19 protein-coding genes and 1 pseudogene are annotated in these 20076 nt (G+C 61.2%); 17 read left to right on the top strand and 3 right to left on the bottom strand.

Features of this window, described 5'->3' with window-relative positions; all coding sequences use genetic code 11:
* Positions 1 to 16 precede the first annotated feature (16 nt).
* Both mobH and AB4061_RS37105 read right to left on the bottom strand, forming a co-directional pair.
* Positions 17 to 2221: a MobH family relaxase gene (gene mobH / locus AB4061_RS37110; protein ID WP_441641098.1), complete on the bottom strand. Its 2205-nt coding sequence runs from the start codon at positions 2219 to 2221 to the stop codon at positions 17 to 19.
* The gene (locus tag AB4061_RS37105) at positions 2218 to 2652 is read right to left on the bottom strand and encodes a hypothetical protein (protein ID WP_441641097.1); all 435 of its coding nucleotides are present in this window, start codon (positions 2650 to 2652) and stop codon (positions 2218 to 2220) included. Before AB4061_RS37105 ends, mobH begins: the two co-directional genes overlap by 4 nt.
* A gap of 230 nt (positions 2653 to 2882) precedes the next feature.
* Between AB4061_RS37105 and AB4061_RS37100 the strand changes: the two genes are divergently transcribed.
* The 17 genes from AB4061_RS37100 to AB4061_RS37020 all read left to right on the top strand — a co-directional run bounded on the left by AB4061_RS37100 (position 2883) and on the right by AB4061_RS37020 (position 19947).
* Positions 2883 to 3260: a DUF4124 domain-containing protein gene (locus AB4061_RS37100; RefSeq protein ID WP_441641096.1), complete on the top strand. Its 378-nt coding sequence runs from the start codon at positions 2883 to 2885 to the stop codon at positions 3258 to 3260.
* Positions 3261 to 3546: 286 nt separating this feature from the next.
* Positions 3547 to 5502: a Qat anti-phage system ATPase QatA gene (gene qatA / locus AB4061_RS37095; protein ID WP_441641095.1), complete on the top strand. Its 1956-nt coding sequence runs from the start codon at positions 3547 to 3549 to the stop codon at positions 5500 to 5502.
* Between the two features lie 9 nt (positions 5503 to 5511).
* On the top strand, positions 5512 to 6384 hold the full coding sequence (qatB, locus tag AB4061_RS37090) for a Qat anti-phage system associated protein QatB (protein ID WP_441641094.1): 873 nt from the start codon (positions 5512 to 5514) through the stop codon (positions 6382 to 6384).
* Positions 6381 to 7754 (top strand): Qat anti-phage system QueC-like protein QatC, encoded by a 1374-nt coding sequence (gene qatC, locus AB4061_RS37085; protein WP_441641093.1) that lies wholly within the window; start codon positions 6381 to 6383, stop codon positions 7752 to 7754. The genes qatB and qatC overlap by 4 nt, the downstream gene beginning before the upstream one ends.
* Entirely contained in the window at positions 7751 to 8515 is a 765-nt protein-coding gene (gene qatD, locus AB4061_RS37080) for a Qat anti-phage system TatD family nuclease QatD (RefSeq protein WP_441641092.1), read from the top strand. The genes qatC and qatD overlap by 4 nt, the downstream gene beginning before the upstream one ends.
* 394 nt (positions 8516 to 8909) lie before the next feature.
* Positions 8910 to 10010, top strand: a complete 1101-nt coding sequence (locus tag AB4061_RS37075) for a hypothetical protein (RefSeq protein WP_441641091.1) — start codon at positions 8910 to 8912, stop codon at positions 10008 to 10010.
* Positions 10011 to 10228: 218 nt separating this feature from the next.
* The gene (locus tag AB4061_RS37070; protein ID WP_441641090.1) at positions 10229 to 10663 is read left to right on the top strand and encodes a YybH family protein; all 435 of its coding nucleotides are present in this window, start codon (positions 10229 to 10231) and stop codon (positions 10661 to 10663) included.
* Positions 10664 to 12220: 1557 nt separating this feature from the next.
* Complete coding sequence (locus tag AB4061_RS37065; protein WP_441641089.1) at positions 12221 to 12871, top strand: lytic transglycosylase domain-containing protein; 651 nt, start codon at positions 12221 to 12223, stop codon at positions 12869 to 12871.
* Positions 12849 to 13145 (top strand): hypothetical protein, encoded by a 297-nt coding sequence (locus AB4061_RS37060; RefSeq protein ID WP_441641088.1) that lies wholly within the window; start codon positions 12849 to 12851, stop codon positions 13143 to 13145. Before AB4061_RS37065 ends, AB4061_RS37060 begins: the two co-directional genes overlap by 23 nt.
* A gap of 18 nt (positions 13146 to 13163) precedes the next feature.
* The gene (locus AB4061_RS37055) at positions 13164 to 13523 is read left to right on the top strand and encodes a hypothetical protein (RefSeq protein WP_441641087.1); all 360 of its coding nucleotides are present in this window, start codon (positions 13164 to 13166) and stop codon (positions 13521 to 13523) included.
* A gap of 52 nt (positions 13524 to 13575) precedes the next feature.
* Complete coding sequence (gene traL, locus AB4061_RS37050) at positions 13576 to 13872, top strand: type IV conjugative transfer system protein TraL (protein ID WP_441641086.1); 297 nt, start codon at positions 13576 to 13578, stop codon at positions 13870 to 13872.
* A 3-nt stretch (positions 13873 to 13875) separates the two neighbouring features.
* Complete coding sequence (locus tag AB4061_RS37045; protein WP_441641085.1) at positions 13876 to 14517, top strand: TraE/TraK family type IV conjugative transfer system protein; 642 nt, start codon at positions 13876 to 13878, stop codon at positions 14515 to 14517.
* On the top strand, positions 14492 to 15220 hold the full coding sequence (locus AB4061_RS37040) for a TraK domain-containing protein (RefSeq protein ID WP_441641084.1): 729 nt from the start codon (positions 14492 to 14494) through the stop codon (positions 15218 to 15220). The genes AB4061_RS37045 and AB4061_RS37040 overlap by 26 nt, the downstream gene beginning before the upstream one ends.
* Entirely contained in the window at positions 15213 to 16580 is a 1368-nt protein-coding gene (locus tag AB4061_RS37035; RefSeq protein WP_441641083.1) for a TrbI/VirB10 family protein, read from the top strand. The genes AB4061_RS37040 and AB4061_RS37035 overlap by 8 nt, the downstream gene beginning before the upstream one ends.
* A gap of 8 nt (positions 16581 to 16588) precedes the next feature.
* Positions 16589 to 17356, top strand: a complete 768-nt coding sequence (locus AB4061_RS37030; protein WP_441641082.1) for a DsbC family protein — start codon at positions 16589 to 16591, stop codon at positions 17354 to 17356.
* A gap of 10 nt (positions 17357 to 17366) precedes the next feature.
* Entirely contained in the window at positions 17367 to 17936 is a 570-nt protein-coding gene (locus AB4061_RS37025; protein WP_441641081.1) for a TraV family lipoprotein, read from the top strand.
* A gap of 7 nt (positions 17937 to 17943) precedes the next feature.
* The gene (locus AB4061_RS37020; protein WP_441641080.1) at positions 17944 to 19947 is read left to right on the top strand and encodes a TraC family protein; all 2004 of its coding nucleotides are present in this window, start codon (positions 17944 to 17946) and stop codon (positions 19945 to 19947) included.
* On the opposite strand, the pseudogene AB4061_RS37015 reads toward AB4061_RS37020, so the two are convergent.
* Positions 19940 to 20076: pseudogene (locus AB4061_RS37015) on the bottom strand (IS4 family transposase); the annotation flags it as partial. The gene AB4061_RS37020 and the pseudogene AB4061_RS37015 overlap by 8 nt on opposite strands.

Raw genomic sequence — 20076 nt, 5'->3', positions numbered from 1 at the left:
GTCAGGCAGGGGTAGCTCAGGAGGAGGGGCCCAGGTTGAGGGTGATGTCCTCGCGGTAAGTGAGGTGGCAGTTCACTGGTGGGACGGGATTAACGAAGCGCTCGGGCTGCAGGATGACGACGCCGGAGAGCGGCTTGGCGGTGGTAGCGCCACCCGGGCCGCCACCGGACGTGGTGTAGCGCAAGATATTGATTCGGGTCGCCTTGCGACCCTTCGGGGCCGGCTTGGTGGCGATGTAGTGCCAATGCGCCTTGAAGACCGCCTTCTGCACCGCCGTGTACTCCAGGGCTTCCCCGCTCTCGGCGCGTGGATCGGTGTCGTGCGTGAACTGGCGGAAGATCCGGGGAGTCACCAGCAGTAGGCCCTCCTTGACCGAATGGACCTGTGCCTGGGAGCTATTGACCAGCAAGCTGCCTTGCGCAATGCCCTCCTGCAGCCACCGCATGAATTGCAGCGCCAATGGTGGCGGGGGCGCTTCGTCACGTGGTGTCAGGGGCGGTAGGGCGGGCGTGGCTGGAACCACGGGTGGGAGAATCTCCGCTGGAGGCATTCTTGGCGTGGGGGCGGGACGGCTTGCGCCGGTGGCTGCCGCACTCCGTTGCCGGACCTCGCCCCGCAGGGCGGAGGCCGATTCGGCCTCATCGAGGAAGTCCTCTGCGCTCAGGCTCTCGGGAGTCGGATCGTCAATCGATTGAGCCACGGTTGGTGCAGCGTCATGGGAGCTGGCGCGGGAGACCGGCGCAGCATCCGGCTGGTTGAGGGCAGGCATCGACTCGGGTTCCAAAGCAGGTGGAGCGGGCGCGCCAGCCATTGACACGTTGGATTCATCCATTGCGGCGGCGGCCAGGGAACCCGGCCCAGGTTCCGCACTACGTGCGGCTGCAGCGACAGGTTTCGAGGGACTGGTACCGGATGCGGTCTCAGCTGGGTTGGGGTTTAGTGCGGGCATCGTTGCACCAGGATCCAGAATGACGATCCGGCCTGCGATGGCACTCGGATACTGCGACGGATCCCGATACAGTTTCTCCAACGGAAAACGCAGCACCCGCATATCTGCCGACCATGTCTCCAGCTCGATGCGGATGTGCCAGATCGCGCCATGGGTCAGTGGATTGGATATCACGGCGCCATACTCCTGGAACGTGTCGTAGATCCGCTCGTCCTTATCCGGACCAGGAATGCCCTTGCCCTCGCCCTTGGCGGAAAATGCCTGGCGCAGCTCCTCCACCAATCGTTTGCAGACGAACCAGGCTTCTCCCCGGTAGATCCAGCCCACTGCGCCGGGACGGTTCAGCGGCAACCGTCCTCCCTCCTCGAGCAGGGCGCAAAGCTCGCGCATCAGACGCTCGACCAGCGGCACAACCCTGGCCGAAGCAAAGCGGGCACGGGAGCCGGACCGCAGATTGTGTGCCACGGACTCGCGGTCGGCCTTGGTCACGATCTCAGCAATCAGGCTCTTCTCGTCGTGCTCGTCTCCCAGATAGGCCATCAGCTCCTGCAGCAGAACGGGATCGGACGACAGCCACTGCAACGTAGGCTGCGGGATCAGGCGCTGGGCCAGAATGACGGGTAGCTTCTGATGCCGGGTGTAGTCCCGATCGGCCTGGAAGGCCACCCGGTACGTCTGGGCACCGCCGTCGGCCAGGGAGCCTGATAGCGGATGCCAGGGCCAGCTTCGATGTCCGGCGCGCGCCGTGATCTGCAGATCGGCCATCGGCTTGCCAATGTCGTGGAGCAGCGCACCGACGAAGACACCGTAGGTCCACAGATGTTGCAGCTTGTGGATATCCTCAGGTGGTACGCCGCGCGGTAGGGTATAGCTGGTCCGGATGCCCAGGGCATGGTTCAGGACCTCGAACAGGTGGACCAGCAGCCCGCCTGGCTGCGCATGGTGGTGACTCTCTGACGCCGGCAGCATTTGGCACAGGTCTGCGACAGCGTGCAGGAGCGGGGCGCAGTCGCGCGCAAAGCTGGCGGCGGTGAAGCCTGAACGCTGGCGAATGGACTCCCAAAGGCCCTGCAGTTGCAGGCCGCCGATCAGTTGCTCTGCCGTGTGAACCTGGATGTCGCTTCCGGTCGGAGGCAGCAACTGCCCGCCAGGCAGTGATGGCGTGTCCGGAGCTGCGCCGTCGGGCTGGCGGCGTGCCAGCAATACCAAGGCGCAGCCGCCGATGACTGCGAGGATGCCGCCGGCGCCGATGCTGTGCCAGATCCAGTTCATTGAGCTTGGGATTGCTGCGTCAGCAGCCAGTGGGCGGTGGCGTCTGGTGCGGGATGCTCGATATCCAACTGGTACACGACCGGGTCTGCGTCTCGAACGAAATCAGCGAAGGGCTGGTCGACGAAGGACCAGAGGGTGTGAGAGACAGCATGGCGCACGCGCCATGTCAGAAAGTCGGCCCGCGAGAGGCATCGCGCCAACTCGGTGTCCGAGATGGACTCAGGCAACTGGGCCAGAAGCAAACAGACCTGATGGTCCGGTAGATCGTCTGGCCGGGGCAGGAATTCGCCGAGCCCATCAAAGCGGTTGAGCCAGAGTAGTAGGGTGACACGCCAGCGCACCAGGTTGCGTTGTTGCAGTATAGCGAGCAGGCGCTGTAACGCGCTGGCGCGCGGGTCGCTGGCGGCGCCGTTGGCATGAAGTTTGGCCATGAAGAGAAGGGCGAGCCCGCGCTCGCAGAATTCGTCACTGGCAAAACGATACGGACCAGAGCACGGGTGTGCCAGCGGAAACCTGCGGCAGATGGCGCAGGTTTCTAATGGCTTGGCAGGTGATTTTTCGATAGCATCCCAAGGCACTGCTTAAAGGATACAGGACACCCCTCTACAGAGGGGGGCTACGCTGGGGCTGGCGTCTGCACAATTCTCACAGGAGGATTGCGATGCTGCTTATGCCGTTGTTGCTCATGCTGATCGGGGCAGGTGTCCACGCCCAGACGATCTATCAGTGCCGAAGTCCGGCGGGAAAAGTCACTCTCCAGGACTCGCCCTGCCCAGACAACGCCAAGACAGAGTTGTCTCGTAAGTCCATTGGCCAACTTAACGCGGAAGATCGTGCGCAGCCATTTGTGATTGGCGACCAACAGTCTGCGAAACGACTCGCATCGGGCATCATCTGCCCTTCCCTGCGGCAGCAGTACACGGCAAACCTCGCTTGGTCAGAGCGTGCGATGGCCCGAGGCGATTCCGCTGAGGCTCAACGAGCTGCTGAGGCAGTTCAGCGAACTGGGGCGCAGATCTCAAGTAACCGGTGCGAGTGACGCTGAACAATTGCTAACGGCGGCCCGACGCATAGCGTGCCCGCTTACGATCTTGCAGCGAGATCGAGCTATCATGGGAGATCCTCCATCTCCGTACGGAGTTTGAATGGATGGGAACGGCCAGGAACAGCTGCAGATTCAACTGGTCGATGCAACGGTATCCTCGCGAAGGATCGACTATTCGAGTATCGGTTGCAGGTAACGGTCTCGAAGGTGCCATCGCAAGAGCTGCCCTGAGGGCGTAGCTCTGAGTGCTGACCCCCAGAACACCTCACTGAAATCAACTATGTTCCTGAACGATCAAGAGACAGCAACCGATCTCCTGCACTACGAGGCCATCGCACGCACTGTAGTCCGCTTTATCAACGAGACACCTGACGTTCCGGTCACGATTGGTGTCCATGGGGACTGGGGCGCTGGCAAATCTAGCGTCCTCAAGATGACCGAGTCCGCCCTCCGGGGAAAGGACCGGGTTCTTTGCCTGTGGTTCAACGGCTGGACCTTCGAGGGGTTCGAAGACGCCAAGACCGTCGTTATCGAGACGATCGTCGATGAACTGCGACGTTCGCGACCAACTTCGACCAAGGTTGCCGACGCGGCCAAGAAGGTGCTGCGCCGGGTGGACTGGTTGAAGGTTGCGAGAAAGGCAGGCGGTATGGCGTTTACCGCGGCCACCGGAATACCTACGCTCGACCAGTTGCAAGACGTGGTGGAGACGATCAAGGCATTCGTGCAGAAGCCTCAGGATCACGTGTCAGCAGAGGACCTGAAGAAGTTCGCCTCGGAGTCGCAGCAATTCCTGAAGGAGGCGCCGAAGGACGCGGAGCGGCTTCCAGAACAGATCCATGAGTTTCGTAAGGACTTCAACGCTCTGCTCGAAGCAGCAGAGCTTGATCGTCTGGTGGTGATAATCGATGACCTCGACCGCTGCTTGCCAAAAACTGCGATCGCTACACTTGAGGCCATCAGGCTGTTTCTGATGGTGGAGCGCACCGCCTTCGTCATCGGCGCGGACGAAGTCATGATCGAGTACGCGGTTAGGGAGCATTTTCCGGATCTGCCACCTAGCACGGGGCCCCTGAGCTATGCGAGGAACTACCTGGAGAAGCTCATTCAGGTGCCCTTCCGAGTACCGGCCCTCGGACTCGCAGAAACGCGCACCTACATCACTCTCTTGCTTGCAGAGCTGGCGCTTCCTAGTGGCGACAAACGCTTCGCGAAGCTCCTGGAGGCTGCGCGTGAGGACATGAAGCGACCTTGGCAGAGTCGTGGCCTCGACATGCGCCAGCTTCAGGAGGCAGTTGGAACACCGCTTCCCGAGGAGATCCGGCAGGCGCATGCCATCAGTTCCGTCCTGACGAGGATCCTTACAGAGGGAACCCACGGGAATCCTCGTCAGATCAAACGTTTTCTCAATACGATGATGTTGCGGCAGGCAATCGCGCACGAACGTGGCTTCGGCACGGACATCAAGCTCCCGGTGCTTGGCAAGATCATGCTTGCCGAGCGGTTCTACCCCGACTTTTACAAGCAACTGGCTCAGCTTGCGACAGGGGAAGCCGGTAAGCCGGCGGCCTTGGCGCAGTTCGAACGTACGCTGAAGCAAGCCAGTACAGCCGCCAATGTAGTTGCTGATGCCAACGCGGAAGCTGGGGCCAAGAAAGCCGGGAGCAAAGCCGAAGAATCCGTGGCGCAGGAAGTTGTTGACTGGCAAAAGAATGAATGGATCCGCAGCTGGGCTTCGATCGAACCCGCGCTCACAGAGGTTGACCTTCGGCCCTACGTGTTCGTGACGCGCGATAAGCGCGGGGCCATTGGCGRGTTCGCGAACTCCGCCCACTTGGAGAGCATCGTGGAACGGCTCATGGGCGGCAAGCTCGTCGCAAGAGGCGCTGTAGCCGAAGTGGCCAAGCTCTCACCGCAAGAACTGGACGAGGTTTTTGGGGCCGTCAGCAATCAGGTGCTGGAAGCGGATGACCTGAAGACCGAACCGAAGGGTGTTCAAGGGCTCATGGTTCTAGCGGAGCGCAGCCCGGAGATGGGGCGACAGTTGCTTGATTTCGCGAAGGCGCTTGACATCGGTAAGGTGGGTGTGTGGCCAGTGGCGATGATCTCAATCTTGAAGGATGCTTCGTTGAAGTCAGAAGCAAAGGAGATTGTCGCGGGCTGGGGGGAGCAAGACGGCAACACGCTTCTGAAGAGAGGCGCCACGGCAATGAGTTCAATCGCAAAGAAAGTGTGAGGGGGGGCGATGGGAACATCAAAGGGATATGGGGGTCCTCCGAATGGACTCGTTCCGACATGGCTAGACGCCGGCGGCGGCGCGGGTGACGGGGATGCGGAAGCGGATGGAAATGGCGACGGAAGCGGGTCGGCCGATAGCGCGTCTCCCGCGCAATCCGATAGCGAGTCGACGCCCGCCGGAGGGTTCGCCGCGGCTCGCAATGCGTTCACGCGTTTCTCAAAGACCGGCAGTTCGAGCGCACTCGGATCGGCGCTTTCGTCCTATGTGGGCGGTGGTGGACGAGGCGGAGGCTCGCGAGGCGGTGCTGGGGGCGCACGGCGCGCTGCACAGCGCATGGGGTCGGCACGTGCTTCGGGAGCAAGACTCCTCGGAGTGGTCAGGGACTTCCAAGCGGTTGGACCAGTCGAAACACTACGCCAACTCGACCTTGAGAGCATGGCCCATCAGCCAGCGTCGGAGGTGTTCCTCGCGATGCTGGAATTCCTCTGCCCACCTGGCGGCGCCATCGACGAAGCCATCTCTCGGCAGGCGATGCTAGAAGCCATCGGAAATTTGGATCGCGATGCGCCGACAGCTTTTGCGCAGCTTGCCCCAGAACAACTCCGTGAGTTCTTCCTGGACTTCGTCGCACTATCGATTGAGGGTCGGGTGATCGCCGACATCGGGGCACGCGGAATCACGATGCCTGCGGATATTGCAACGGTCGAGCACGCTCATGAGCAACTTCATGACTTCATCGAAGGATGCTGCCGGGTTCATCTGTCCGGTCTGTTAACCGGGCTGGAGGCTTTGAGTAGTCGTGACGTGGAACAAAGGTCGAATGAGATCTACGAGGCTGCCTTCTCGCTGATCGCCGATGCTGGAGAGGATGCGACATGAGTTCGAATTCCATAGTGACCCGCCTCGGGGTATCCGACACTGAAGCTGTCGCACCGGCGCGAACTGACGCGCACGTCACTGAGATCAATTTCATCGATGGCTACGATCGTTTGGACTTCGGGCTGGGCCAGGCGTTGGACCAACTCAACGTGTTGGGCCTCGTTCCCAGTGAACGAACCATCGACCTTGCCCTCGTTGCGGCCACCGTGTTGGCTGCGGACACCCGAGTTTCCCGCGAGGCGCTCGCACAGGACGGGTGGACGCGCGAGATCGAGATATGCGTACCTGTCGCCGATCAGGCATTGTGGGCGTCTCAATCTTCGCTTCTTCAAACGACGCTGAACTTTCTCACCGGCGACAAGTGGACCATGCAGTTCCGGGCGCGCGCTCCTTCTCGAGCGGTTCTCGTGCCGGCGACAGAAAACCTGCGGACAGCCAACCCCGACAGTGTCTGCCTCTTCTCGGGTGGACTCGACAGCTTCATCGGAGCAATCGATCTGTTCGCGGGCGGCGCCACCCCCCTCCTGATCAGTCACTATTGGGACGGGATCACGAGTCAGCACCAAAAAATGTGCGCCGAAAGAATGAAGGCGAGGTTCTCCGGAGCCGAGTTCAACCACATCAGAGCACGCGTCGGATTTCCCAAGGATACGGTCGATGAATCCCCAGTGGAGGACACACTGCGCGGCCGTTCCTTCATGTTCTTCGCGCTCGCGGCGCTGGCTGCTGACGCAATCGGCGGCGACATCACCATCCACGTGCCTGAGAACGGATGGATTTCGCTGAACGTGCCCCTTGACCCGTTGCGCCTTGGATCTCTGAGCACCAGGACAACACACCCCTTCTACATGGCTCGCATGAACGAGCTCTTCGGGGCGCTCGGGATCCGCGCACACCTGATGAATCGGTACGCATTTCGGACCAAGGGGCAGATGGCGCAAGAGTGCGCCGATCACAGTTTCCTTGCAGCCTATGCCCGGGAGACGATGTCCTGTTCGTCTCCGGGCAAGACGCGGTTTGCCAAGGACGAGGCGCAGCGTCAGCCCAAGCACTGTGGCTATTGCGTTCCATGTCTCATTCGTCGAGCGTCATTGCTCGCGGGTGGCGTTACCGATACGACGCCCTACCAATTACCCGATCTACTCGCGCAGGTGATTGACACCGAGAAGGCCGAGGGAAGTCATATCCGGTCCTTTCAGCTCGCGATCTCTCGGCTGCGGCGCACACCCGAGCGCGCTCGCTTTGATATACACCGCGCTGGTCCGTTGAATGAACATGTGCCTGCCTTGCAGGCGTATGAGGGCGTGTACGTGGCGGGACTCCAGGAGGTTGCCCGGCTGCTGGATGGGGTCCGGGCAGAACCGCTATGACGGGATCGTCAGCGACGAGAGCGAGATGGGTCGACTTCCACTGCCACCTGGATCTGTACCCGGACCATGCGCAGTTGATTGCCGAGTGTGATCGGGAGCGCATCGCCACCTTGGCAGTGACGACTACACCGAAGGCCTGGTCCAGGAACAGGGACATGGCGGCCGGTAGCAACCACGTACGTGTAGCGCTCGGGCTTCACCCACAGCTTATTGGCGAGCGAGAGAGAGAGATCGGTCTGTTCGAGAAACTGTTGCCTGAGGCTCGCTATGTGGGTGAAGTCGGACTGGACGCCGGCCCGCGGTTCTACAAGAGCTTCGAAGCACAGGAGCGCGTGTTTGCACGAGTCCTCCGGATGTGCGCCGAGCAGGGCAACAAAATCCTGACCATTCACAGCGTCCGCGCGGCGGCGAAGGTCTTGCAACACTTGGAGCGGGAGCTTCCGACAGATCGCGGTCACGTCGTTCTTCACTGGTTCACTGGGTCTGCGGCCGAGGCTCGTCGCGCCGTCGACCTGGGGTGCTATTTCTCGATCAACTCGGAGATGCTCAAATCGACGAAGCATCGAGGCTTGGTCGAGCAACTGCCAGTGAATCGGCTTCTCACGGAGACGGACGGTCCTTTCGTCCTGGTATCGGGGGCTGCAGTCCGGCCGGCTTCCGTTTCGGACACTGTTACGCAACTCGCAGAGCTACGCCGGGTGAGCTCAGAAAACCTAAGGGCCCAAATCCTGACGAACCTAACAACACTCGTGAGCCTCTGAGCATTGAGGATTTTTATCACGTACCGACTGGCTCGAGTGTCAAAACAGTTGCTGAGTCGGATCTGGCTTGCGAGGAAACTCAATGATCAACTTTTGGCGTCGGGCCACTGTTAGCAAGCTAGGAATTTCGCATCCGGCCGGGGAGGTCTGGTTGAGGTACGCGCTCGCACTGTTCGCTCATGAGAGAACGACGTTAGATCGGTTCTTCGACGGGATCAAGCCCCAGCACTATGAATGACCGCTATCGAGAACGGCTGCCGGATCGGAGGGCTGTAGCTGGCCATTTTGGGTCATTCGACCGACCCGTCGACTAAAGGACTTGACAGCCTACTCGGCCTCCGAATCGGACAGCTTGATACCATGTAGGTCCAATTACAGTACGAAGGAGATTGCAATGTCGCCAGTAAACAATGCTGTTGTCCATTTGACAATGCGCTTTCAAAACACAAGTTTGGCGACGGGAACTGGAGTAATGTACAGGCGCCATGACGAGTACTTCATCGTCACTGCGTGGCACAACCTCGCTGGTCGCCACATTGAAACACTCGTTCCACTCGATAAAAAGAATGCTGCAATACCGGACAACGTTGTTGCTTCGGTGGCGCTCAGGATGGGCGTATCCCATTCCATACGTATGTCATTCACCTTGCCGCTGCAGGACGACACAAAATCCTTGTTTTATGTAAGCAGCAAGAATTTCCCCCGGGTCGATGTCGCAGTGATTCCCTTTGACCCCAATCAGCCACACAAGATGGAAACGCGCTCATCGGACGGGGAAGAACGCGATATCGTATATATCCCTCACTCCGGTGATGGCGACACGATGAGCAGGGTTGTCCCTATTCAGGATTTTTTGCCGCCCGGGGATGTTTCCGATAAATGGCTCGAAGCCGTAGACGTTACGGAAGAACTATTCATTCCCGGGTATCCACAGAATCTAGGCGACTATACGGGGCAGCCAGTTTGGAAGCGCGCAACTATTGCTTCCTCAGTCCAGAACGGATGGAACAATCAGGCCCAGTTCCTTGTGGACAGCGCATCGAAGAGTGGGATGTCAGGGGCGCCGGTGGTCTTCTATAGTCCAAATGGAACTCTCAAGATTGGTGGGGCAACCTATAAGAACAGCCGTCCCTTCGCCATACTTGCGGGCATCTACACCGGTCGACTTGGGATCACAACAAAGGAAGACCCTCAGGTCGGAACCGTTTGGCATCGGAGCGTGATAGACGAGGTTATTAACGATCGAGTGTTCGAACGGTTGCCATACGAAATAGTTGCTGGAGATGATGAACTACAAGCGGCCGTGCACGAGACGTTCAAAATTCTGTCGAAGAAAGGGCTTGAAAACGTTCTGAATAAGTCTACCGCCGCTAGGTATTACAGCCAAAACGAAGTTCTCGGCATCATGAATGGCCGTGTCTCACCGGACAAGGCGCTAGCGGCGGTCCTGCTCGTTGCGGAATATTATGATGGCCCTTTCGTAGCGGACAACTAGGAGAGATCCGCCCATACGTCGAGAAGTACCTGTGACGTTTCGCTAAGTCGAAAGTCCGCTTTGGGTCGGCTACGGCCGACCGCCCCTCAATCGCGGCCGTCGCAAGCCGGGCATGAGCCGACATTCCATGGTAAAGCAGAATTCGCTTTGACTGCTCGACAGCAATCGTCCGATGCGGACGTCGGGCGTCGCAACGTAGACACTTGCGAGAATCCACTATGATTCAATTGAGTCAACCCGAAGACGTGCTCCACGCGTTTCAGACCGCTTGGAACAGCCACGACATGCAGTCCCTCGGCACATTGTTTCATGAGGATGCGACTTTTGTTAACCGGTTCGGGCACTACGTACGGGGCGTCGAGGCGATTATCAAGCTGCATGCGCCCATCCACGCAACTATCTACAGCGATTCCACGCTGGATAACGAGCTGATCGACGTGATCCCCATCGGCAACGATGCGACGGTCATTCACTTCTGGAGCCGCCTCACGGTTGGTGCGGCTCATCCTGCGGGCCCGCACGCTGTCGACACGCTGATCCTTGCCGTGCTGACGCGACAACTTGGCGAGTGGCGAATCAAGGCGCTTGAGAATGTCACCCTGACGAATCCCCGCACGGGAGAAGCTGTCTTGAGAGACGGCCGGAGTCCTTGATCGAGCAGCAAAGTTACTTCCACGACGTACGGGGCTGTATGCTTGCCGGCGGATCGCGTGTCCGCCATGGGTTACCAGAAGCAGTCGTTGGAACACACGCGGCAACTTAGGATTGTCCAGAAGAAGATGATGGATTCCCCTACGTATCCTCCAGGTCTCCGTGGCGTTGAAAGACAATCGAATCGCATTCTCGCCCACGCTTTATGTGTCGTCGCTTTGCTGACGGCCCCCCGGGCACACGGAGAGGAGACTCCGCCTGTTCAGAATCTCGAGGCGGCAGTGGTCAAGCTTGCTGAAGCTCCCATTTCCTTGTTATGGGGAATTGACCAGATTGCCACGGTGGTCCCGGAGTGTCATATGGTCAACTCTGGCGTCGGACCGAAGCAAGAGACAGCTCGGCTTACTGCGGGATGCGGACCGACCTTCAAAGGCGTCAGCAGTATTCAAGGCGGCATCGCTCGGCCCCCAAGCGTCGGTGTAGCCATACATACAGGGCCGACTTGCGTAAAACGATCGGACCTAGTGCGCCGCCTAGATGAGCGATGGTCTATAGCAACCACGATTCCGTATCCCATGACTCCACGCTCTGGGCGATTAGTATCTGGACTATGGCATATCGGAATGGCGACCGATGGCATCGCCAGTCAGGTTGCCGTGATCGATGGGCCGAATGGCAATCCGCTCTCCATCGTGATCTATAGCTTCCTTCTTACAGATTGCATCTTTGAGGTAGCTGTCATTCAACGCCCATATGAGATGGCGCATTAACTCGGCCAAATACTTGATCCGACGCGGAGATGATCGGAAAGGGCGACGGCCGCTATGGGAAACGGTCGTTGACATCATCGTCGGACCAGATCAAATTTCAGATGGATTCGATGTCCCCGGTGGCAATTGGCATCACTCGCGGATGTCCACCTCAAAACAAGTGCTTGGAGACTGGTACACCCTTTGAAGTTCGCCCTACCGTTAGGCCCTTCCATTCCCCTTGAGTCCTTTACCCCTTTGTTCCACTTCCGGCAGGAAGGAAGTGGAACAGCCCTTTGGGTAAGGCCCTTACCGTTATGGATTTTGAGGATTTTTTGAATCCTTTCCGGCCGGATCCCGGTCAAGGCAAAATCGCTCTTATCGACAGTGGGTACAACCTGTCAATGCATCGGATTGATGGAATCGTTCAGGCGATGAAGTGACGATGGCCAACTCAGAGCCCCGTCCCCCCTCAGACGCCCACTCACCCGATGAGCGTCGTCACATCTAACCCGCCGCTACTGACCTGAGAGCAGTGCATAGGTCTGGAGCTTCCGATTGCACCGGGCCACGAACAACGTGCTCGCCCGTTGCGCCGTTAGACCGCCGCACTATCGCAGAACCATAAGAATGTCAAAGATAAACCTGCAGCACGTGCCGCAGGTTTTCGCTGGAATCGCACAGGGCCTCCGATCTAGCATTCCCCCTGTCCATCGCATGGTGCTCAGCTCCTCCCCCCGAGAACCCCGCGATCGACAGAACTTGATCGTAGCTCCTTGTCCTCCGGGCAAGCCCCGGAGGCTTTTTCCCATGCGAACGAATCACCTGTTTGTCGCCACCGCGCTGATGCTCACTGCTGTCGCCGCACAGGCCACATGCTTCGAGTCCGCGGCTGCACGCTACGGGCTCAATCCCGAACTGCTGGTTGCCATCGCCAAGACCGAAAGCAGCTTGCGCCCCGAGGCCATCAATCTCGGCCACAAGGCGCGCACGGGATCCTATGACATCGGTCTGATGCAGATCAATTCATCCTGGCTGCCAAAGCTGGCCGCACTTGGCATCAGCGAGCAGGCGCTATACGCGCCGTGCCAGAACGTCATGGTTGGTGCCTGGATACTCGCTCACCACCTGCGTGAGACGGGTTCCGATTGGAATGGCGTCGGGGCTTACAACGCCAGCTGCCGCACACTGTCCGCAGCGCAATGCCGCGCTGCTCGCGCCGATTACACCTGGAAGGTCTATCGCAACTGGCCCAAGGCCGGCTCGCCGAAGCTCGATGGCCTGGCGGATAGCGACATGGCGGCTCGCGAGTCGCTCAAGAGACGCCCGACCCGCGGCGCGCCGCAGCCGACGGGTGCTGGTATCGAGGCGGTGCGCGTGGCGCTGGCTCAAGCGCAGCCAATTGAACCAACCCATTCTCCTGATGAGGACCAGGTCCATGACGAAGCCAGCCCCTCGTGACCATCAGCCCGGCTATGAGGCCGTGCTGCTGCGCGCAAGTATCCGTGCCCAGTTGCGCACCTTTCGCCGGACGCACTTCGGTGGCGATTCGCATATCGAGCGTTGCATGGTGTCGGCTGCGATTCAGATGGTGATGGCGTCTACTGCGCTGCAGGAGCAACTGCTCGCCCGCATGGCCGATGCGGTGCAAACCGATGTGCATCTGTCGCTCGATCACAAGCGGCAGACCGCGACCGTGTTCCCAATGGAACCGCTTGCCAATGGTGGCAGGTGATAGATGAGAGGTTCTTCTATGCAATTGACCGTGCAATCCCACGCGCACTTTGCCGAGCGTTTGGTCGCGCGTACCTGTGACGCCGTCGTGCGCCACCGGTTGGCGATCTTCGCGACGCTGCTGCTGTTGCTTGCGTTGACGGCGCTCACCGTCAAGGCGGGTACCACGGGTGCCGAGTACAAGGCTGCCTACGAGTACTTCGTCGGCCTCATTACTGGCTACCCCGGCAAGATCGCCGCAATCATGATCGGCCTGGGCGGCGTGCTCATGAGCTGGTCCAAGGGCAGCCCCCTGTGGTTCGCTGGCGCCATCCTGATCGGCATCGTGATCTGGAACCTGCCGACCATCATCGACGGCATCTTCACCGCGACGATCTGAGGACGGCTGCGGACTGACGAACGAAGACTGAAGACAGAAGCACGGAGTCGGAATGAGCGAGCAGCCGATAGACGAAGAGGTCCCGCAGACCCTGGACGATCCACACCAGTTCCTGTTCTGGGAGATGGACGTGGCCATGATCACCGGACTGTTGTTTTACCTCGGGTTCGCCTTTGCTGACTCTTTCCTGGTTGGGGGCGTGCTGGGCATTGCGGCCGGCGTCACCTTGCAGAAGATGAAGTCGAACAAGCACAAGAAATACAGCGTGCATCTCTCGTACTGGTATCTGCCAGTGAATATCGGCCTGCAGCGCACGCCGCCGTCCGCGATGCGCTGTTTCTTGGGGTAGGGGATGGACATCGATCGCATGGGCGAGGAAATCCAGGCGCGCTACGGAATTCGCAAGGCGATCCAATGGCTCCTGGTGCTGATGGTGGTCAGCAATGCGTTGCTGGCGGCCAAGGTGTTGCTGCACAAGGATCGCAACCGCGAGACGCTGGTGCCGCCGCAGATCCACAAGAGCTTTTGGGTGGACGACGAGAGCCTGGATCCGGCCTACCTGGAGCAGATGGGCGGCTATCTGCTGCAGCTTCGCTGGAACCGCACGCCGCTGACCTGCGCGAGCCAAAGGACGTTGTTCCTGCGCTACGTGGGTGCGGGCTCCTATGGCGCGCAGCAGCGCGTGCTGGATGCCGACTGCGCCAAGCTGCGCGATCTCAACGCCTCGCAGACGTTCACGCCCAGTGGAGCCACGCCAGGCAAGGATGGCAACAGCATGGTCTTTGCCGGCAGCCTTGCCACCTACATCGGCGACAAGCGTACGTCCGACCTGCCCAGGCGCTATTGGGTCCAGTTCGGCATGTCGGGCGGCAAGCTTTACCTGGACAGCCTGCGCGAGGTGGTCGGAAACGATGTGGCGCGCCTTGACGTGGAAAGCGCCCCTCACAAAGAGACGAAGGAAGACGCTGATGAGACCGCGCAAACTGCACCTTAGCCTGGCCCTGCTGTTCTGCGCGAGTTTCGTGCAGGCGGCGCAAAACGTGGACCTGGTCGAGAACGAGACCGTGGCAATCCGCATCTCCAAGACAGCGCTCACGCGCCTCGTGATGGAGGGAGGCCAGTTACGCGGCCTCGACGTGCCCAAGGGCGACCTGGCCACGCAGACTGACAGCGAGGCCGGCGACATCCTGCTCACGCCCAATGTGCTCCGTCCGATTGAGGGCTTCGTGATCTCGGCGACCACCGGCAGGAAATATCCCATCGTGATGCGGCCCGCCGATATCGGTGTCGAGACCGTCGTCTTGCGCGAAGGCGCCGCACGCGGGGGGCAGGGGCGTGCGGCGGACGCGTTGCAGTCGGTGACGGTGGTGTCGAAGGCGCCGTCCTATGACGCGCAAATCAGCCAGCTGATGGTCACCATGGCGAACAACGCTGCCTTGCGCGGATATCAACTGCAGTCCCAGGACGCGGATATCCCCTTCCTGTCGGGCACGCGGGTGACGCTATTGCGTACCTATGCCAGCCGCACAATCCAGGGCGCAGTCTATCGCCTGCGCAACACCGGCACGGACCGGTTGTTCCTGTCTGAGACGCAGTTCTATCGCCCGGGCGTGATGGCGGTCGGCCTGGACCGCGCAGAGCTCGCTCCGGGCGAGGAGACCCACCTCTACGTGATTGGGGGAGTGAGCCGTGACTAACTGGACCGCATGGCTGCAGCGACTCAAGCCACGCAAGGCCGCCGCCAGGTCGATGGCGGTGTCGACCCGCCGCAACCGCGGTGCGCAATGGCAGCGCCTGGGCGTGATCGCGATTGTATTCGGGGCCATCGCGGTCACGACAGTGGTGTTCATTGGACCACCGAGCAAGACTGGCGCCAAGCCTACGCTGGTGCCCGCGCCCAAGACGCGCGACATTGGCACGTCGGTGGGCGACTTGGACAAGGATGCCTGGCGCAGCCTGTCCACGGGTGAGATCGAGGCGATGCGCCGTGATCTCGCGGAACTCAGGAAGAATGTTTCCGATGGCCAGGCGGAACAGGCCAAGCAAGCCAAGACGCTTGCGGCCGCGTCCGCCGCAGCCGAGCAGGGATTGGTCGCGCCGCCGCCGGTGCGCATGACCGGCGAAGCGAGCCCCTTCACCCAGGCCGGCGCCATGCCCCCGTCTCCAGCATTGGGTGGGCCGGGTACGCCTGGCGCGTCCGGCGCGCAGGCCGTACCAACCTATGAAGCCAGGATCGACCGGATCCGCGTGACGCCGGACGGCGGCGCAGGAAGGCAGGGCGCAGCGACCGGGGGTAACACCGTGGATGGCAGCTATTCCCAACTGGAGGCCAACGCAAACGAGAGCAGGCGAGGGCACCGCTCGCCGCGTAGTGGCGAGCGCTTCGAACCGGAGGACCCGCTGCTGCCCAACCGGGCGGGCGGTCGCGGCGTCAAGACCTACATCCCGCCGGGCACCAATATGCGCGTGATGCTGGTGCAAGGCATGGACGCCCCTACCAGTGGACAAGGGCAGACCAACCCGCATCCTGCGCTGTTCTCTGTGATTGACGCAGCCAACCTGCCGAACGGCTTCACGGGGGATCTGGAGGGGTGTGTCATCACCGGCAATGGCTATGGCGACATCTCGTCCGAGCGCGCCTACATCCGCACCGACCGCCTGTCTTGCATCGACGCGTCGGGCGGTGCGATCGACGTCAAGCTGACCGGCTACGCCGCCGGCGAGGACGGCAAGGCGGGTATCCGCGGCAAGATCGTCGCCAAGACCGGCGCCATGCTTGCCAACGCCATGTGGGCAGGCCTCGGGGCCGGCTTCAGCCAGACACTGCAGAGCGCTGCCACCACTACCACAACCACCCCGCTGGGCGGCGTGACCAGCACCATCGACAGCAACCAGTTGTTGCGCGCCGGCGCTGCCGGTGGCGCATCCAAGGCGATGGAAATGCTGGCGCGCTACTACATCAAGCTCGCCGAGAACACCTTCCCCGTGGTCGAGATCAACGCCGAGCGGGTGATAGACATCGTCGTGACCAAGGGCTTCACCATCGAACGTCAATGAGGATTCCAATGCCACTAGCCAACATCCGGTACACCATGCGCCGTTACGCTGCTGCCGCGGCACTGGCCACTGTCGCCACATTGAGCGCTGCTCCTGCTTTCGCACAGAATGACCCCAAGGCCCTGGCAGTGCTGCAGGCGCTAAAGGAGCGATACCCCAAGACGGAGTTCAGCCAGATCCGGGCGGCCGAGATCCCGGGTCTGTACGAGGTATCGATGGGCAAGAACGTCGCGTACTTCGAAGCTAGTGGGCGCTATGCGCTGTTCGGCCATCTGTACGACATGAGTAGCCAGGTCGATCTGACCGCCCAGCACGAGCAGTCCCTGCAGAAGATCAACGTCGGCGCGCTCCCGATCGCGGACGCGATCAAGACCGTGCGCGGCAAGGGCTCGCGTGCGCTCTACGTGTTCTCGGACCCGGACTGCCCGTTCTGTCATCAACTCGAAGCTTCCCTCAAGGGGCTGGATGACGTCACCATCTACACCTTCCTGTATCCGCTGGAAGGCCTGCATCCCGATGCGAAGAAGAAGTCGGCCGCCATCTGGTGTGCCAAGGATCGCTCCGCAGCCTGGGATGCATGGATGGGCGCCAAGGTCCTGCCGGCGCCGGGTAGTTGCGCTACGCCCGTCGAGCGCAATCTGGCGCTGGCGGCCAAGCTGGGCGTAGAAGGCACGCCCACGATGTTCGCGGCCGATGGACGCAAGCTGGTCGGTGCGGCCTCGCTTGAGCGTATCGACGCCTTCCTGTCAGGTGGCCAGCCCACCGCTGCGCGTTAAGGGGGCCGCCATGCGCCGTACCTTGCCGGGCCTGTGCGCAGCCGCGATGCTCGCGGCGGGCTGCGCCGACATGTCCGGGCTCAATGCCGAGAGCCACTTTGCCTGTGCCGCACCGCAGGGGTCGTCGTGCCTGTCGGTGTCGGGCGTCTATGCCAATCTGCAGGCCGGCAACGTACCGGGCGCGGGCACGAAGACGGGCATGCCGACGTCCTCAGGCCTGCAGGGCGAGGACTTGCGCATGGCATCTCCCGCAGCCATGGCGGCGCCGTACTCCGGGCCGCCGGCGCGTAGTCCCGAACGCACGCTGCGGGTATGGGTGGCGCCCTATGAAGACGACAGCGGCACGCTGTTCGATCAGAAGTACTTCTATGTGCTGGTGTCCAGGGGGCAATGGCTGATCGAGAAGAATCGGGAGAACCTGCTGCGTAGTCGCTTCCGCACGGTTTATCCGCTGCAGGCGCCGAATACGTCAGAGCCGGCGGAGGCCCAGCCCCCCACCACTGGCGCCACGCCATTCATGCCACCGATGGGGCAGGGTAGTCCGATGCCGCAGTCCCCTGTCCCGATGGTTGGGGAATGAGGCTGCCATGCTCCGTAATCTGTTTCCCAAGACCGAGGCCAACTACCGCGAGCTCGACGACGACCTGGTGACGCCGCGCCGAGGCAATCCACTGCCCTTCGATCGATTCTCCCAGTTGCTGCCCTACACCGGCTACGACCGCCACAATGAGCTCTTCGTGATCGCCGCGCCCTCGGCGGATCCCAGCGCCATCGAAGGCTTTGGTTTCACGCTCGAGCTTTCCCCGCAGCTCGGCGCCGATCGCGAGATGGCCGCCAACCTGGTCAACCTGTTCAAAGTGGGGCTGCCCGAGAACACCGGCATCCAGGTGCAACTATTCGGCTCCCCAGTGCTGGATCACCAGCTCGACGCGGCGCTGGCGTGCACCGTCGGCTCGCCGCAAGCGCCGCAGGGGCAGATTCCGCTGCTGCGCAAGATGTGCGAGCGGCGCAACGCCTTCTATCGCAAGGGTGCGCGCACGGAGCTGTTCCCGAACACCAACTTCCGCATGCGCGACTTCCGCGCGAACCTGAGTGTGGTCATTCCCGCCAAAAGCCTGAAGGACGAGATGGCCAGGCGCAATGCGGTCACGGCGCGTCAGAGCGTCATCAATACGCTCGCTCAGTACTACCTCTACGGCCACACATGGGACCCGGAGGACCTGATCAACTGGTGCGCGCTGCTGCTCAACCCGCAGCGCACGCTGGCCGGCGATCACGCGTGGCTGTCCTACGATCCGGGCCGCGCATTGCGCGACCAGATCATCGCGGCTGACACGGCTGCCGCGGAAAGCTCGGACGATATCCTGTACACCGGCGGTGGCGCACCGCCCGTCGGCATGCGCGCCATGTCAGTACGCAACTACCGCAAGCGGCTGACGCTGGCGCACATGGGAGCCCTGCTAGGTAGCGCAACCTCGGATGCGGTTTCCTATCCGTGCCCGTTCCTTGTCACCTTCGGGTGCAGCATCCCGAACGTGGAGAGTGAGAAGCAGAAGACGCAGCTGCTGGCCGCTCGCGCCCAGCAGAAGGCCGATTCGCCGCTTGCCAAGTGGCTACCGCGGCTGCACGACGTCAATGCTGACTGGAAGCTAGCCCAGGCCGCCTTCGATCGCGGCAGCGGCACGCTAAAGGTCTACCACCAGCTGCTGCTGTTCGCACCACCCGAGGAACTCGCCAACGCCGAGCAGTCCGCGCGCTCGATCTGGCGCACGATCAATTGCGAACTGGTGGTCGACAGCAAGATGCAGAAGCAGGCGCTGCTCTCAGCGCTGCCGATGATGTACGGGCCGCTGCTGCAGGGCGACCTGCGCAAGACCGGGCGCTGCACCACAAAGACCATGGAGAACGCGGCCAACATGATGCCGGTGCTGGCGGAGTGGACTGGCACTGATCCACGCGAACTCAACGGTATTCAGCAGGCGGTGCTCACGCTCTTTGGGCGGCGGGGCCAGATGATGGGCATCGACATCTTCGCCAACCCGTCAGGCAACTATAACGGCATCGTGGTGGGCAAGTCCGGTTCAGGCAAGTCGAACTTCCTGAACGAGCTGCTGCAGCGCACGCTGGCCGTGGGCGGCCGAGCCTGGGTGATCGACGTTGGCGGCTCCTACGAGAAGCTGGCTGGCACGTTGGGCGGGCAGTACATCCGCTTCACGAACGACTCGGGTCTCAGCCTCAATCCGTTCTGGATGGTCAACACGGAGAACGAGGAAGAGCAGCAGGAAGACCTGCAGATGCTCAAGCTCGCCGTCGGCCAGATGATCTCTCCGTCGCGCCCGCTCACCGACTACGAAGATCGGCAACTGCGTATCGCGATCGATCAGTTGTGGCTTGACCAGGGCAAGCTGGCCACTGTCACGCAACTTGCCGAGTACCTCAAGAAGAACTGTGCCAATGGCGGTTCGACCGAGACCACGGGCTACGGCGGCACACCCGATCCGGCACTGTGTGACCCGCGGATTCGTGACATGGGGGTGCAGCTCTATCCCTTCACCGAAGACGGGCCTTACGGCCTAATGCCGTTCAGTTAAGGTCCCTATTGAGGAAGCGAACGGCATAGCGTGAAGGGCGGGACTTGACGACCCGGTCGCATGAGCGACCGGGTCGTTTCACATTGGGCAGCGACTTTAGGCGCTCGCGTAGGCGCTGCAGGCAGGCGG

It is taken from the genome of Cupriavidus sp. YAF13 (assembly GCF_052113425.1).
Classification (GTDB): domain Bacteria; phylum Pseudomonadota; class Gammaproteobacteria; order Burkholderiales; family Burkholderiaceae; genus Cupriavidus.
The sequence above is the reverse complement of the archived record's forward strand: the minus strand, read 5'-3'. Positions and strand labels throughout refer to the sequence as shown.

Bases quoted from the DNA above. Each gene is read 5' to 3' on its own strand.
- AB4061_RS37025 (WP_441641081.1), top strand. From the start codon at position 17,367: ATGCGCCGTACCTTGCCGGGCCTGTGCGCAGCCGCGATGCTCGCGGCG.
- traL (WP_441641086.1), top strand. From the start codon at position 13,576: ATGAGCGAGCAGCCGATAGACGAAGAGGTCCCGCAGACCCTGGACGAT.
- AB4061_RS37100 (WP_441641096.1), top strand. From the start codon at position 2,883: ATGCTGCTTATGCCGTTGTTGCTCATGCTGATCGGGGCAGGTGTCCAC.
- mobH (WP_441641098.1), bottom strand. From the start codon at position 2,221: ATGAACTGGATCTGGCACAGCATCGGCGCCGGCGGCATCCTCGCAGTC.
- AB4061_RS37030 (WP_441641082.1), top strand. From the start codon at position 16,589: ATGCCACTAGCCAACATCCGGTACACCATGCGCCGTTACGCTGCTGCC.
- qatC (WP_441641093.1), top strand. From the start codon at position 6,381: ATGAGTTCGAATTCCATAGTGACCCGCCTCGGGGTATCCGACACTGAA.
- AB4061_RS37045 (WP_441641085.1), top strand. From the start codon at position 13,876: ATGGACATCGATCGCATGGGCGAGGAAATCCAGGCGCGCTACGGAATT.
- AB4061_RS37020 (WP_441641080.1), top strand. From the start codon at position 17,944: ATGCTCCGTAATCTGTTTCCCAAGACCGAGGCCAACTACCGCGAGCTC.
- qatD (WP_441641092.1), top strand. From the start codon at position 7,751: ATGACGGGATCGTCAGCGACGAGAGCGAGATGGGTCGACTTCCACTGC.
- AB4061_RS37075 (WP_441641091.1), top strand. From the start codon at position 8,910: ATGTCGCCAGTAAACAATGCTGTTGTCCATTTGACAATGCGCTTTCAA.
- AB4061_RS37105 (WP_441641097.1), bottom strand. From the start codon at position 2,652: ATGGCCAAACTTCATGCCAACGGCGCCGCCAGCGACCCGCGCGCCAGC.
- AB4061_RS37070 (WP_441641090.1), top strand. From the start codon at position 10,229: ATGATTCAATTGAGTCAACCCGAAGACGTGCTCCACGCGTTTCAGACC.
- AB4061_RS37065 (WP_441641089.1), top strand. From the start codon at position 12,221: ATGCGAACGAATCACCTGTTTGTCGCCACCGCGCTGATGCTCACTGCT.
- AB4061_RS37055 (WP_441641087.1), top strand. From the start codon at position 13,164: ATGCAATTGACCGTGCAATCCCACGCGCACTTTGCCGAGCGTTTGGTC.
- AB4061_RS37060 (WP_441641088.1), top strand. From the start codon at position 12,849: ATGACGAAGCCAGCCCCTCGTGACCATCAGCCCGGCTATGAGGCCGTG.
- AB4061_RS37040 (WP_441641084.1), top strand. From the start codon at position 14,492: ATGAGACCGCGCAAACTGCACCTTAGCCTGGCCCTGCTGTTCTGCGCG.
- qatB (WP_441641094.1), top strand. From the start codon at position 5,512: ATGGGAACATCAAAGGGATATGGGGGTCCTCCGAATGGACTCGTTCCG.